This is a genomic window from Nakamurella alba (assembly GCF_009707545.1).
GTDB lineage: Bacteria > Actinomycetota > Actinomycetes > Mycobacteriales > Nakamurellaceae > Nakamurella > Nakamurella alba.
Genome location: NZ_WLYK01000011.1, coordinates 193,627 through 207,310 on the forward strand (window position 1 = coordinate 193,627; position 13,684 = coordinate 207,310).

The window sequence follows — 13,684 nt, forward strand, 5'->3', positions numbered from 1 at the left end:
GCACTGCGGATCGGGTGCGGTGGGCCACGTGCGACGTGGCTGGTCGCACCGGATCTGCAGCGGTGGGGTCGATCCGGTCGGGGCGGGCGTGGTCCCGAGTGACGTGGTCGGGAGTGCCGCGGCCCGGCCCGATTCGACCGGCATCGGGCATACTCCGAGCGTGCTGCTGCCGAAGGCCGTGTGCGAGGGGATCGCCGAGGGGCGGGTGACCCAGGCGTTCCGCCGCTGGGACAAGCCGCGGGTCAAGGTCGGCGGCACCCAGCTCACCCCGGTCGGGACGGTCGCCTTCGACGCGGTCGAACCGGCCGACGAGTCGACGCTGACCGAGCGGGACGCCGAGCTCGCCGGTCTGAAGAACCTCGCCACGCTGCACAAGATGCTCGCCAGGACCGAGGGTGACCTGTACCGGATCACCCTCCGGTTGGCCGGCCCCGACCCGAGAGTTGCGCTGCGCGAACTGATCCCGGAGCCGGTGGAGATCGAGGCGCTCACCGCGAAGATGGACCGGATGGACAAGGGCAGCCCCACCGGCCCCTGGACGCGCGAGGTGCTGCGCTGGATCCGGGACCACCCGGGCATCGTGTCCACCGAGATGGCCGCGGCGCTGGACCGCGAGCGGTGGGCACTCAAGACCGACGTCCGCCGACTGAAGACGCTCGGCCTGACCATCAGCCTCGAGGTCGGCTACCTGCTCTCGCCCCGTGGCGAGGCCTACCTCGCGGCCACCGAACCGAAGAAGCGGGTGCGCCGGTCCCGCGCCGTGGCTCCTGCCGCTGGGGTGGACGGATCGACAGCGCCGAAGGCGACGGACGGATCCGCACCGGTCAGGAAAGCCCGCGCCCGGCGGACGTCAACGACGTAGGCGCCACTGCCGGCCCCTGATCGCCCGGCGGACCCGGGTCGGTCGTGCCAGTGGCCTGCTCGACCCGGATCGCCCCGATGGATCAGGTGGTTGCAGGGTCCGGAGCTCGACCGGTTCCCAGCGACAGCCACCCCGGTCGCACCGCCCGTTCGAGTGGGGCCAGGTCCGGGCAGGTTCCGGAGTTCAGCCCGGGAGGGTGCAGCAGTAGATGGCCGTCCCGGGGAACATCTCCCCGCGCTCCGGCGACCACTGACCCCAGGTCCCCTCGAAACCCTCCGGCCACTCCGGCTCGATCAGGGCGTCGAGTACGAACCCGGCATCGACGATCTCCCGAATGCGGTCACCCAAGGTCCGGTGGTGCTCGACGTAGGCGGGCCGGTCGTCGGCGTCCACTTCGAGGTACGGGGAGCGGTCGAAGTAGGACTGGATCACGGTCAGACCGGCCGGACCGGGGTCGTCCGGAAACATCCAGCGCATCGGGTGGGTCGCCGAGAACACCCACCGACCGCCCGGTCGCAGCACCCGGGCGACCTCACGCAGCGCGCCGGCCGAGTCCGCGACGAACGGGATGCCGCCGAAGGCGGAGAAGGCGATGTCGAAGGAGTTGTCGAGGAAGGGGAGCAGGCAGACGTCGGCCTGGACCACGGGCACCGTGACGCCCGTGCGCCGGTCCGCGTCGTGCGAGTGCCGCAGCATCCCGGCCGACAGGTCGAACGCCACCACCCGGGCACCCAGGCCGACCAGCCACCGGCTGCACGGCGCCGACCCGCACCCCACCTCCAGCACTGTCGCCCCGGCGACGTCGCCGAGCAGGCCCGCCTCCGCCTCGTGCAGGTTCTCCGGGCACCACACGAAGTCGGCGTCGCCCAGGAACGTGCCGTGCTCGGCGTGGTAGTCGTCGGCGTCCGCGTCCCACCAGCGTCGGTTGGCGAACCGCGAATCGTCCTGATCGGCGTCACGGCGGCGTGGCCGGGTCGGGCCCAGGGAGGTCACCGGACGATCCTGCACCCTGCCGTTCCGTGGCGGGTCGTCGGCACCGGCCTGCCCGGGCACCAGGGTGAGCTGGCATGGCGCCCGGTCGAAGACGGGACCGAAAACATCGGCTGCCGGGGGAAACGGTCCCTGATCCCGACCGGCGACCGGCCCCGACCGCGGACGCGGCAGTCGGGGACCGAACCGGGCGTCGGGAGCTGCGAGCGGCCGGCGGGGGCAGGAGCGGTGTGGTCGGCGGCACGCCGGGAGCGGGGTAGGCTGGTCGGTGCACTGTGGGTTCGTGCTGCCCCGGAATGGAGTGGGTGGCGCAGCCGCTGCGCGCCGATCGTCCCGGCCGCGAGGTGTGCGAGGTCCGTTCCGGACATCGTGCACGATCCGCGCCCGGTCGGGAAGCGCGAGGTGGCGGAGCCCACCGGGAGTACGGCGCCCGACCGGGCGGCGGCCCCCGCCAGTTCGTCCCTACGATTCCTATCCGAGGATCAACCCACCACATGTCCACCCCCACCACCACCGTCCCGCAGGTCGCGATCAACGACATCGGGACGGCCGAGGACTTCCTCGCCGCGGTCGATCAGACCATCAAGTACTTCAACGACGGCGACATCGTCGAGGGCATCATCGTCAAGGTCGACCGTGACGAGGTCCTGCTCGACATCGGTTACAAGACCGAGGGCGTCATCCCCTCCCGCGAGCTGTCCATCAAGCACGATGTCGACCCCAACGAGGTCGTCGAGATCGGCGAGCACGTCGAGGCCCTGGTTCTCCAGAAGGAGGACAAGGAAGGCCGGCTCATCCTGTCCAAGAAGCGTGCGCAGTACGAGCGCGCCTGGGGCACGATCGAGAAGGTCAAGGAGGAGGACGGCGTCGTCTCCGGCACCGTCATCGAGGTCGTCAAGGGCGGCCTGATCCTGGACATCGGCCTGCGCGGCTTCCTGCCCGCCTCGCTGGTGGAGATGCGTCGTGTCCGCGACCTGCAGCCGTACGTCGGCCGTCAGCTGGACGCGAAGATCATCGAGCTCGACAAGAACCGCAACAACGTCGTGCTGTCCCGTCGCCAGTGGCTGGAGCAGACCCAGTCCGAGGTGCGCAGCGAGTTCCTCAACCAGCTGGGCAAGGGCCAGGTCCGCAAGGGCACGGTCTCCTCGATCGTCAACTTCGGTGCCTTCGTGGACCTGGGTGGCGTCGACGGCCTGGTGCACGTCTCCGAGCTGTCCTGGAAGCACATCGACCACCCGAGCGAGGTCGTCGAGGTGGGCCAGGAGGTCACCGTCGAGGTCCTCGACGTGGACATGGACCGCGAGCGCGTCTCCCTGTCGCTGAAGGCGACCCAGGAGGACCCGTGGCGTCACTTCGCCCGGACCCACGCGATCGGCCAGATCGTGCCGGGCAAGGTCACCAAGCTGGTGCCGTTCGGTGCGTTCGTGCGCGTCTACGACGGCATCGAGGGCCTGGTCCACATCTCCGAGCTGGCCGGCCGCCACGTGGAGATCCCGGAGCAGGTCGTCACGGTGGACGAGGAGATCTTCGTCCGGGTCATCGACATCGACCTGGAGCGTCGCCGGATCTCGCTGTCGCTGAAGCAGGCCAACGAGGGGATCACCCCGGAGACCGACTTCGACGAGGTGCGTGCCCAGTACGGCGTGGTGGACCACTACGACGACGCCGGCAACTTCCTGCCGCCGGAGGGCTTCGACGTGGCCACCGGCGAGTGGCTGGAGGGTTACGACACCCAGCGCGAGGCGTGGGAGAAGCAGTACTCGGACGCGCACACCGTGTACGAGTCCCACCTCAAGCAGATCGCCGCGGCCCAGAAGGCCGACGCCGAGGCTGCCGAGCCGAGCAACTACTCGTCCGGTTCCACCGATGCCGCCGCCACTCCGGCCGGCTCGCTGGTGAACGACGAGCAGCTGGCCGCTCTCCGCGAGCGTCTCGCCGGCAACTGACCTGACACCCGGGGCCCCGGTCCCGGATGATCGAGTCCCGCAACGGGGCCGTCCCTCCTCGGAGGGGCGGCCCCGTTCGCGTTCCCGGACCGGCCGGTGCGGGACGACCGGCTCCCGCTGGTGAGTGTGATGTCACCGTCCGTGCGCGACACCCCCGCGGGCTTACCGTTTCCTGACGGTCGCCCTCGTTAGGTTGGAGCCATGCGTCGCTCGCTCGTGGTCCCCGCCCTCCTCGCCGCCGTCCTGACGGTGTCCGCCTGCAGCTCGGGCACGGAGGCGCGGCGCACCGTGACCGTGGTCAACACGGTCACCAGCAGCAGCGGCGCCCCCAGCACCGGGGCGTCGGGCAGCCAGTCGAGCATCGTCGTGGTCCCGCCGAGCGGTTCGGAGAGCGCGGCCACGACCGCCCCGTCCGGCACCGGCAGCGCTTCCGCGTCGTCGTCCGCCCCGGCCAGCACGTCCGCGTCCAGTGCCCCCGCCTCGTCCACGCCTGCGGTGCAGGACGTCGACCCGCTCCAGGTCGCCTGCAACGTGATCCTGGCCCCGGCCGACGTGAAGAAGGCGCTGGGCGCGACGATCTCGGCCAGCTCGGTGCGGATCAAGGACGTCGCCGATCCCGAGCGGAAGATCACCGGCAAGGTGCGCTGCCGCTTCGGCGCCACCGGTGACGAGGCCGGCAAGGTCACCGCCATCCTGACCACCTACTCCAGCGAGGCCGCCGCGGCCGACCAGGTCGCGCTGACCAAGTCGTCCGAGGAGGACCTGGGGGCCAAGGCGTCCTCGGTCGAGGTCAGTGGTTACCCGGCCGAGATCCTGCTCCGTGAGGGCGGTCTGATCGTCGTCCAGTACGGCGACTGGACGCTGACCCTGGTCGCCGCCAACGGGCTGGCCTCGGAGGCGGAGCTCGAGGAAGGGCTGCCCGAACTGGCCCGCCTGGCGCTGGCCCGCGTGGTCAAGAACGGCTGACCCGGGAACTCAGCGCGCTCAGGCCCGCTCGACGGGTGCCGGCGGCTCCGGGGCCGCGACCAGGGGCCGAGCAGTCCGAACGCGTCGGCCGATGGCGAGCAGGGTTCCGCGTTCTACACGACCAGTTCCTGGCCGGGCGCGGCCGGCACCCCGAACGCCTGCATGCGCAGACTGACCGGTCCGACCTCCGGATCGTCGAACCGCTTCTGCTCCAACATCTTCCCGCGGGTGCATGTCCACAGCCGGGTGAAGTCGGCACCAGTCCCGTCCACCCGGGGCCGTCACTCGACGGTCCGCGGATGGAGCGGCGTGCAGCCCGTGCAGCAGTCGCCGACGGCCGTCAGCGGCAGCCGTCGGGGTGAGAAGTAGCCCCGGCTCAGACGGCCGGGCGCACCGACGGCGCCGGGCCGCCGCTCGAGGGCCGGACGACCGCGGCACGGTGCTTGCCGCGGTGGAACATCGCGGTGAGGAAGCTGCGCCGGGACACCCGGGTGAATTCCTGGACCGGGACGAGGCCGGGAGAACCCCAGCGGTGGCGGCCGACGACCTCGGGTGCGGTGATCGTGCTCGTCACGGTGGGTCCTCTCTCGGCAGGGCCTCGCGGAATCCGGTGCGCCGATGTCGACGGGGAGCTGGGGAAGGCACAGGCTCCGGACCTCACCGTGACGCTAACCCAGGTCTCCGATCACTCTCGGTAGGCCGCACGGCGTGTCAGACGGGACAGGAGTGAATCGTCGTCACAGCAGTGACGAATGGGACGCCCACCGGTCGCCTCGGAACCTGTGTGAGCCGGTGCGACGGGTCCGTGCCAAGCTGGGCCCATGCTGTTGCTGATCGCCGTGACCGGCGGTATCGGGGCGGGCAAGTCGACGGTCTCCAGGGTGCTGGCCGGGCACGGCGCGGTGGTGATCGACTCCGATCGGCTCGCCCGCGAGGTGGTCGCGCCGGGCAGTCCCGGGTTGGCGGCGATCGGTGAGGCTTTTGGTCCGGCGGTGTTGGCCGCCGACGGATCGCTCGACCGTCCGGCCCTCGGGTCGATCGTGTTCGCCGACCCCGATGCCCGGAAGGTGCTCGAAGGCATCACCCACCCCCTGGTCCGGGCCCGCTTCGCCGAGCTGGCCGCTGCCGCACCCGAGGACTCCGTGGTGGTGAACGACATCCCGCTGCTGGTCAGCCAGGAGGTGGCGGCCACCTTCCATCTGGTGGTGGGGGTGCACGTCGAGCTGGCGACCAGGGTCCGTCGGCTGGTGGACCGCGGTCACACCGAGGCGGATGCACGGGCCCGGATCGCCGCTCAGATCGACGACGAGGCACGCGGCGGCCTCTGCGACGCCTGGATCGGCAACGACGGGGCGCCGGAGGACACCGACCAACTGGTCGACGAGTTGTGGCGGGAGCGGATCGTGCCGATGCGCAACGCGGTGGCGAACGGGGTGGCCACCGGCTGGACCGGGGAGTCGCTGCGACACGGGTCGGCCGCCCGGACGGTGCTGCGGCTGCACCGCGCCACCGGGCAGGAGGCGACCAGGGTTGCGGGCGGGGCCGGCGGCGCGCCGCTGGTGGTCGAGCTCCCGGCGTCCGCGGCAGAGTCCGGCGAGGCGCTGACCCGCGCCGGATTCCCGCCGGTGGCGGGTGACGCGGATCGGCGTGGGCCCGCCGATCCCGCCCTCAACCTGGACTTGAGGCTTGTCGAAATGTCTTGAGCTCGATCTGAGGTCGAGGCTTTCGTGCTGCCCGGGGTGCGATCGGCTGTCTCGGTCACGGCACTGCTGTGACCTGCGACGACGGCCGCCGCAACCGGACTGTCGGTGCCGCTGCGTACGCTCTGATCCGTGGCATTCGCGACAGAACATCCGGTCCTGGCGGTCTCCGAGCACCGTCCGGTGGGGGAGGTCCCCCGTAGCAAGGCGCGCTTCGAGGTCGTCAGCGAGTTCAAGCCGTCCGGCGACCAGCCGGCGGCCATCGACGAGCTGGCGAAGCGGCTGGGCCGCAACGAGAAGGACGTCGTGCTGCTCGGTGCCACCGGTACCGGCAAGTCCGCCACCACGGCCTGGCTGATCGAGCAGGTGCAGCGCCCCACCCTGGTGATGGCGCCGAACAAGACATTGGCCGCCCAGCTGGCGAACGAGCTGCGCGAGCTCTTCCCGAACAACGCGGTCGAGTACTTCGTCTCGTACTACGACTACTACCAGCCCGAGGCCTACGTCCCGCAGACGGACACCTACATCGAGAAGGACTCGTCGATCAACGCCGACGTCGAGCGGCTGCGGCACTCGGCGACCATGTCGCTGCTGTCCCGGCGCGACGTCATCGTGGTGGCCTCGGTGTCCTGCATCTACGGCCTCGGCACGCCGCAGTCCTATCTCGACCGCTCGCTCCCGGTGCAGGTCGGCCAGCAGATCGACCGCGACATGCTGCTGCGCGCCCTGGTCGACGTGCAGTACACCCGCAACGACATGTCGTTCACCCGTGGGTCCTTCCGGGTGCGCGGCGACACGGTGGAGATCATCCCGGCCTACGAGGAACTGGCCGTCCGGATCGAGTTCTTCGGCGACGAGATCGAGCGGCTGTACTACCTGCACCCGCTCACCGGCGACATCGTCCGCGAGGTGCCGGGCCTGCGGATCTTCCCGGCGACGCACTACGTCGCGGGCCCGGAGCGGATGGCCAAGGCGATCTCCGGCATCGAGCAGGAGCTGGAGCAGCGGTTGGCCGAGCTGGAGAAGCAGAACCAGCTGCTGGAGGCACAGCGGCTGCGGATGCGGACCACCTACGACATCGAGATGATGCGCCAGGTCGGGTTCTGCTCCGGGATCGAGAACTACTCACGGCACATCGACGGCCGCGGGCCGGGCACCGCGCCGGCGACCCTGATCGACTACTTCCCGGACGACTTCCTGCTGGTGATCGACGAGTCGCACGTGACGGTGCCGCAGATCGGCGCCATGTACGAGGGAGACGCCTCGCGCAAACGCACCCTGGTCGAGCACGGGTTCCGGCTGCCCTCGGCGATGGACAACCGGCCGCTCACCTGGGAGGAGTTCGCCGGGCGCATCGGGCAGACCGTCTACCTGTCGGCGACCCCGGGTCCGTACGAGATGGGCCGCGCGCAGGGCGAGTTCGTGGAGCAGGTCATCCGGCCGACCGGGCTGGTCGACCCCGAGGTGATCATCAAGCCCACCACCGGCCAGATCGACGACCTGGTCGGCGAGATCCGCACCCGCACCGAGAAGGACGAGCGGATCCTGGTCACCACGCTGACCAAGAAGATGTCCGAGGACCTCACCGACTACCTGCTCGAGCTGGGCATCCGGGTGCGGTACCTGCACTCCGAGGTCGACACCCTGCGCCGGGTCGAGCTGCTGCGCGAGCTCCGGATGGGGGAGTTCGACGTGCTGGTCGGCATCAACCTGCTCCGGGAGGGACTCGACCTGCCCGAGGTGTCGCTGGTGGCGATCCTGGACGCGGACAAGGAGGGCTTCCTGCGGTCCGAGACCTCGTTGATCCAGACGATCGGCCGGGCCGCCCGGAACGTCAACGGCCAGGTCCACATGTACGCGGACAAGATCACCCCGTCGATGGCGCACGCGATCGACGAGACGAACCGGCGCCGGGACAAGCAGACCGCCTACAACAAGGAGAAGGGGATCGATCCGCAGCCGCTGCGGAAGAAGATCAACGACATCCTGGAGCGGGTGTACGCAGAAGCCGAGGACACCGTCGAGGGTGGCAAGGTGCCGATCGGCGGGTCCGGCCGGAACGCCTCGCGGGGCCGGAAGGCGCCGGAGAAGGGCGGGTCGTCGGGTGTGTACGCCGGGCACTCGACCGCCGGCATGGCCCGGTCCGAGCTGGCCGACCTGGTGCAGCAGCTGACCGATCAGATGATGGCCGCGGCACGCGAGTTGCAGTTCGAGCTGGCCGGGCGGCTCCGTGACGAGATCGCCGAGCTGAAGCGGGAGATCAGGGACATGGACGCCTCCGGCGTCACAGCATCCAGCCGCTGACCGGACCGGCCGCCCGGCATCGCGCCGAGGGTTGTGCCAGGCTGGACGCAGATGCCCCGGCGCAGTCCCGGCGCCGGCGTGCGAGATGAGTGGACCGAGAACTGTTGCAACAGTGGAGGTGTGCATGACCGGCACGATCGCCGTGCAGATCACGTTCGACGCGGCCCACCCGGGTGCGCTGTCCGAGTTCTGGGCGGTGGCCCTCGGCTACCGGCTGGACGATCCGCCGCCCGGGTTCGAGACCTGGGAGGAGGCACTGCAGGCCTCGGGGCTGCCGGAGGAGCGCTGGGACGACGCGAGCGCGCTGGTTCCGTTGCACGGCAACGGTCCCCGGCTCTTCTTCCAGAAGGTCCCGGAGCCCAAGGCCGGCAAGAACCGGCTGCACCTCGACGTCAGCGTCGGGAAGGGGATCAAGGACCCGGACGAGCGGTGGGAGACGGTGATGGCCCACGTCGAACGACTCATCGGTGTCGGCGGCACCGTCGTCGAGGAACGACGCAGCGACTGGGGCGACCACTGGATGGTCATGCAGGACCCGGAAGGCAATGAGTTCTGCGTGCAGTAGCCCGGACGCCGGCGCCGGACCCACCGCCGTCGATCACACGGATGCCAGTGCCGTCCGCGAGCCGGCGATCGCAGCGATCGCCGAGCTGTAGAGCTGCGGTTCGTCGTGGGCGTACCCGGCGCCGTGAGGAATCAGCTGGTGATGTCCTTGCGCCGGAAGCGCAGCACGCCGAGGCCGAAGAACACCACGGCGTAGGCGAGTGAGGAGAACCCACCGCGCACCATGTCGTCCCAGCGCACCGGGTCGACGAGCGCCCCGGTCCAGGAGAAGGCGTAGCGCGTCGGCAGCAGGTTCCGCAGGTCCTCGAGCGCGTCGATCTGGTTGAGGATCTGGGACAGGATCGCCAGCAGCACCGCGCCGCCGACGGCACCCAGCGGCGCATCGGTGGAGACGCTGAGGAAGAACGCCAGCCCGGCCACCCAGGTCAGCTGGACGACGACGTAGCAGAGCACCAGGCCGAGTCGCCCGATGCTGTCCATGCCGGTGAAGGTGTCCCCGATGGGTGTGGTCAGCGGGCCGTTGCCGTAGACGATCAGCCCGATCAGCCAGCCGCTGACCGCGAGCAGGGCCAGTGCGATCAGTGACAGCAGGCCGGCCACCAGGATTTTCTGCCGGAGCAGCCGGATCCGCGGCACCGGCATCGCCAGCAGGTAGCGCAGCGAGGACCAGGACGCCTCGGAGGCGATGGTGTCGCCGAAGAAGAGGGCGATCACCACGATCAGCAGGAAGCTGGTGGAGAAGAACAGGGTGACCATCGCGAAGTTCGCGGCGCCGGCCCCTGCCAGGTCCACGAAAGAGCTGCGGTTACCACCGTTGTCGTCGCCGACCGAGAACGCGATCACCAGGATGATGGGCAGCAGCACCATGAAGGCCAGCGACAGCTGGGTCCGCCGGCGGCGCAGCTGCCGGGCCAGTTCCACCCGAACCGGCAGCGTGCGGCCGGCCTTGAAGCCGACCGGCACGCCGGACGACGTCACCGGTGCCGGCTCCGGCAGCCCGGACATCGCATGGACCGCAGCCTCGGTGGACGGATCGTGAGAGGTGCTCATCGGAGCGATCCCTTCCGGTCGGGGAGCTGGTGAGCAGGAGCAGGGACGGTCACGGTGACGAGCGCGTTCATGAGGTGCCCGCCGGTCCGGAGGCGCCGACCAGCTGCAGGAAGACGTCCTCCAGCCGGTGCCGCGGCGCGGCCGAGCTGACCAGCACGCCCGCCGCCACCAGGGCGCCGATCGCGGCCGGCGCCGTCACGCCGCCCAGGTCGGCGAACACCGTGCCGTGGCCGGCGGTGGCCTGCTCGGCGATCGATGCCGAGCCGACGCCGTCCATGCCGGTCAGCACGTCCACCGCCCGCTGCGGGTCGTCGACGACGAACTGCATGTCGCCGGACGTCGCCACCAACTCGGCGACGGTCCCGGACGCGATCGTCCGGCCCTGGTGCATGACCACCACGTGCGTGCAGGTCTGCTCCACCTCGGACAGCAGGTGGCTGGACACCAGCACGGTGCGGCCGGTCCGGGCGTACCGCCGGAGCACCTCACGCATCGCGTGGATCTGCGGCGGGTCGAGGCCGTTGGTCGGTTCGTCGAGCAGCAGCAGCTCCGGCAGCCCGAGCATCGCCTGGGCGATGGCCAGCCGCTGCCGCATGCCCTGCGAGTAGGTCTTCACCCGTCGGCGCACGGCGTTGCCCAGCCCGGCTATCTCCAGCGCCTCCTCCATGTGGGCGTCGGCGATGGGCCGGCCGGTGGCGCCCCAGTACAACTCCAGGTTCGCCTTGCCGGACAGGTGCGGCAGGAAGCCGGACCCTTCGACGAAACTGCCGATGCGGGAGAGGATCTCGGCGCCGGGTGTGATCTCCCGGCCGAACACCCGGATCTCACCGGCCGTCGGGGTGATCAGACCCATCACCATGCGGAGGGTCGTGGTCTTGCCGGCACCGTTGGGTCCGAGCAGACCCAGTACCTGGCCGGGTTCGACCCGGAACGAGACCGACTGCACAGCCTTCACCCCGCCCGGGTACGACTTCTCCAGACCGGTGATGACCAGCGGGATCTCGGGATCGGTGACCCGGTCGGACCCGGCGGCGCGGCCGCGCCGGGTGAGGCCGCCGAAGGCCAACCCGAGGACCATGATGACGCCGAGCACGATCAGCGCGATCAGCGCACCGACCGGCACCTCACCGGCGGACACCCGGACGCCGCCGACCTCGGGGACGCTGACCGTCGTCGTGTCGGCGGGCGAGATCAGATACGCCGCAGGGGCTGTCGGGCCGGCGAAGGCCTGGTCCGTGGTGGACAGGGTGACCTGGATGCTGTTGCCGGCCTCGATCTGGAAGGCGACGGCCGGCAGGTCGATCGTGACCTCGGCCGGCGACCCGTCGGCCGGCAGATCGGTGATCCGGACCGGCATCACGGCGGACCCGGCGAGCTCCCGGGTGCCACCGGGGGAGACCTCGGACAGCGAGGCGAACAGCACCGCCCCGTCGTCGGTCGCGGCGGCGCCCTGCTGGTCACCGGTGATCCCGGCCAGGGCGCCGACGGAGGCCACCCGGACCGTGATCCGCGGCGACCCGGCGATCACCGTCAGCTCCGCCATCGGCGCCGAGGTGAACCGCGCCGACTGCCCGGGCAACGCGCTGACCAGGCCGCCCAGACTGCCCAGGGCGCTGCCGAGCACCCCGGAGAGTCCGGGCAGCGAGGTGATCGAGGCGGGATAGCCGCCGGGCGGGTTGACGACGACCTGGGTCGACCCGGTCAGCGGGATGTCCTGCCGGTTCGTCGTGCTGCCGGCGGTCAGGCCGGGATAGGCGGTCGCCTCCAGGGTCCGGGTGCGGGCGCGGCCGGTGTCGGAGAGCGGACCGGCGACGCCGTAGACGAACCCGGTCGACGGCGCCGCGCCGGCCCCGTCGTTGATCAGGTAATGGGTGAACCAGTCGCTGATCCGGTCCCGGGTGACCTGGTCCGGGCTGCCGCCGTCGTGGCCGCCGGCGTACCAGGTCATCGCGACCGTGGTGCCGTTCGCCGCGATGGCGCGGGCATTGGCGTCGGCCTGGTCCAGGCCGAACAGGGTGTCGCGCTCGCCCTGCACGATCAGGGTCGGCGCGGTGATGTCGCCGACGACGGCCTTCGGGCTGGACCGCTCGAGCAGGGCCTGCAGCTCCGGGGTGATCCGGCCGGTCTGCGCGGCCTGCGAGTACGCGGCGCAGATGTCCAGCCGCAGCCGGCCGCAGCCGGCGGCCTGGACCGCGGCGGCGCCGTCACCGCCGGCCGGGAACCCGGACGGCGGGCCGGTGGGGGCGCCGGAACCGGTCGTTCCGCCGTCGGGAACCGTTGTGGCGTCGGTGCTGTCGGTCGAATTGCCGCCACCGCCGCCGCGGAAACCGGAGTCGCCGTTGTCGGTCGGGGCGACACCGTTCGTGCCGGACTCGAGCAGGCTGCCGGTGGTGATCGAGGTGATCAGCGACGCGGCCCAGGCCTTCTTGAACACGCCGTCCGCCGATCCCGGGACGTCCGCCGGCGTGGTGCCGGTGTCAGCGGCGTCGTCGGCGGGGACCAGGCCGTTCGGGAACAGCGACTGGGACAGGTCGTTCCAGGTGATCAGCGGCGCCACCGCGTCGACCCGCTGGTCGGTCCCGGCCAGCATCAGCGACAGCGCGCCGCCGTAGGAACCGCCGGTGACGCCCACCCGCGGGTCGTCGGGGCCGTCCTGGACCACCTCGGGCCGGTCCGCCAGCCAGTCGACCAGCGCCCGGGCGTCCGGCACCTCGTAGTCGAGCGAGTCGAGCGAGATCTGGCCGGTCGAGCGGCCGAACCCGCGGGCCGAGTAGGCCAGCACGACGAAGCCGTCCGCGGCCAGCTCGCGGGCGTCGGCGGCCACCGAGGCCTTCGACCCGCCGAACCCGTGCGCCATGATCACGGCCGGGGCCGGGGTCACTGCCGGGAGGTAGAGGGTGGCGTCCAGGTTGACCGGGTCGTCGGTGTCCGGACCGCCCGGCACCGTGATGGTGTGGTCGCTCGTCGCGATGGTCGGGGTGCTGCTGCCGGAACGGAACACCAGCACACCGACCCCGGCCAGCACGACCACCACCACTACCGCGGCGACGATCTTCCGGGTGCGGCCGGCCAGCAGTCGGGAGAGCCGGGCCTTCACCGGGCACCGGCCGCGGGCGTCGGGCAGGGCGGCATGACCGAGATGTCCGGACCGAGGTCGGCGCAGGGGTGAGGGAGGTGCACCAGACAACAGTGCCAGAAGTGGACGCCGGGTCGCCTCAGGGTGAACCCCGATGTGCGCCACATCCCGTCCGCCCGGTACCCGGACCGTCCCCGTCCTGCCCCGACAGCACTGACAAGTGCAT

General features: G+C 71.0%; 11 protein-coding genes. 6 read left to right on the forward strand and 5 right to left on the reverse strand.

Features of this window, described 5'->3' with window-relative positions; all coding sequences use genetic code 11:
* Positions 1 to 160 precede the first annotated feature (160 nt).
* Positions 161 to 862 carry an ASCH domain-containing protein gene (locus GIS00_RS22790; RefSeq protein ID WP_196073410.1) on the forward strand — a complete coding sequence of 234 codons (702 nt, stop codon included), beginning with the start codon at positions 161 to 163 and terminating at the stop codon, positions 860 to 862.
* A 183-nt stretch (positions 863 to 1,045) separates the two neighbouring features.
* On the opposite strand, the gene GIS00_RS22795 is transcribed toward GIS00_RS22790, so the two are convergent.
* Complete coding sequence (locus tag GIS00_RS22795) at positions 1,046 to 1,846, reverse strand: class I SAM-dependent methyltransferase (RefSeq protein WP_196073421.1); 801 nt, start codon at positions 1,844 to 1,846, stop codon at positions 1,046 to 1,048.
* A gap of 500 nt (positions 1,847 to 2,346) precedes the next feature.
* Between GIS00_RS22795 and rpsA the strand changes: the two genes are divergently transcribed.
* Both rpsA and GIS00_RS22805 read left to right on the forward strand, forming a co-directional pair.
* Positions 2,347 to 3,798, forward strand: coding sequence for a 30S ribosomal protein S1 (gene rpsA / locus GIS00_RS22800; protein ID WP_154770749.1), 1,452 nt, complete (start codon positions 2,347 to 2,349; stop codon positions 3,796 to 3,798).
* A gap of 201 nt (positions 3,799 to 3,999) precedes the next feature.
* The gene (locus tag GIS00_RS22805; protein WP_154770750.1) at positions 4,000 to 4,764 is read left to right on the forward strand and encodes a hypothetical protein; all 765 of its coding nucleotides are present in this window, start codon (positions 4,000 to 4,002) and stop codon (positions 4,762 to 4,764) included.
* A gap of 113 nt (positions 4,765 to 4,877) precedes the next feature.
* Here GIS00_RS22805 and GIS00_RS29445 read toward each other — a convergent pair whose 3' ends face one another.
* Both GIS00_RS29445 and GIS00_RS22815 read right to left on the reverse strand, forming a co-directional pair.
* Positions 4,878 to 5,036, reverse strand: a complete 159-nt coding sequence (locus GIS00_RS29445; protein ID WP_196073411.1) for an MmyB family transcriptional regulator — start codon at positions 5,034 to 5,036, stop codon at positions 4,878 to 4,880.
* 104 nt (positions 5,037 to 5,140) lie between these two features.
* Positions 5,141 to 5,338: a hypothetical protein gene (locus tag GIS00_RS22815; protein WP_154770751.1), complete on the reverse strand. Its 198-nt coding sequence runs from the start codon at positions 5,336 to 5,338 to the stop codon at positions 5,141 to 5,143.
* A gap of 247 nt (positions 5,339 to 5,585) precedes the next feature.
* Here GIS00_RS22815 and coaE point away from each other — a divergent pair, with 247 nt between their 5' ends.
* From coaE to GIS00_RS22830, 3 genes are all read left to right on the forward strand, one after another.
* Positions 5,586 to 6,467, forward strand: coding sequence for a dephospho-CoA kinase (gene coaE / locus GIS00_RS22820; RefSeq protein ID WP_230314009.1), 882 nt, complete (start codon positions 5,586 to 5,588; stop codon positions 6,465 to 6,467).
* A gap of 129 nt (positions 6,468 to 6,596) precedes the next feature.
* Positions 6,597 to 8,768: an excinuclease ABC subunit UvrB gene (gene uvrB, locus GIS00_RS22825; protein WP_322098336.1), complete on the forward strand. Its 2,172-nt coding sequence runs from the start codon at positions 6,597 to 6,599 to the stop codon at positions 8,766 to 8,768.
* 124 nt (positions 8,769 to 8,892) lie between these two features.
* Positions 8,893 to 9,333 carry a VOC family protein gene (locus tag GIS00_RS22830; RefSeq protein ID WP_154770752.1) on the forward strand — a complete coding sequence of 147 codons (441 nt, stop codon included), beginning with the start codon at positions 8,893 to 8,895 and terminating at the stop codon, positions 9,331 to 9,333.
* A gap of 131 nt (positions 9,334 to 9,464) precedes the next feature.
* Here the strand turns inward: GIS00_RS22830 and GIS00_RS22835 are convergent, their stop codons facing one another.
* The gene (locus GIS00_RS22835; protein ID WP_154770753.1) at positions 9,465 to 10,382 is read right to left on the reverse strand and encodes an ABC transporter permease; all 918 of its coding nucleotides are present in this window, start codon (positions 10,380 to 10,382) and stop codon (positions 9,465 to 9,467) included.
* Between the two features lie 67 nt (positions 10,383 to 10,449).
* Positions 10,450 to 13,479, reverse strand: coding sequence for an alpha/beta fold hydrolase (locus tag GIS00_RS22840; RefSeq protein ID WP_322098337.1), 3,030 nt, complete (start codon positions 13,477 to 13,479; stop codon positions 10,450 to 10,452).
* Positions 13,480 to 13,684 lie beyond the last annotated feature (205 nt).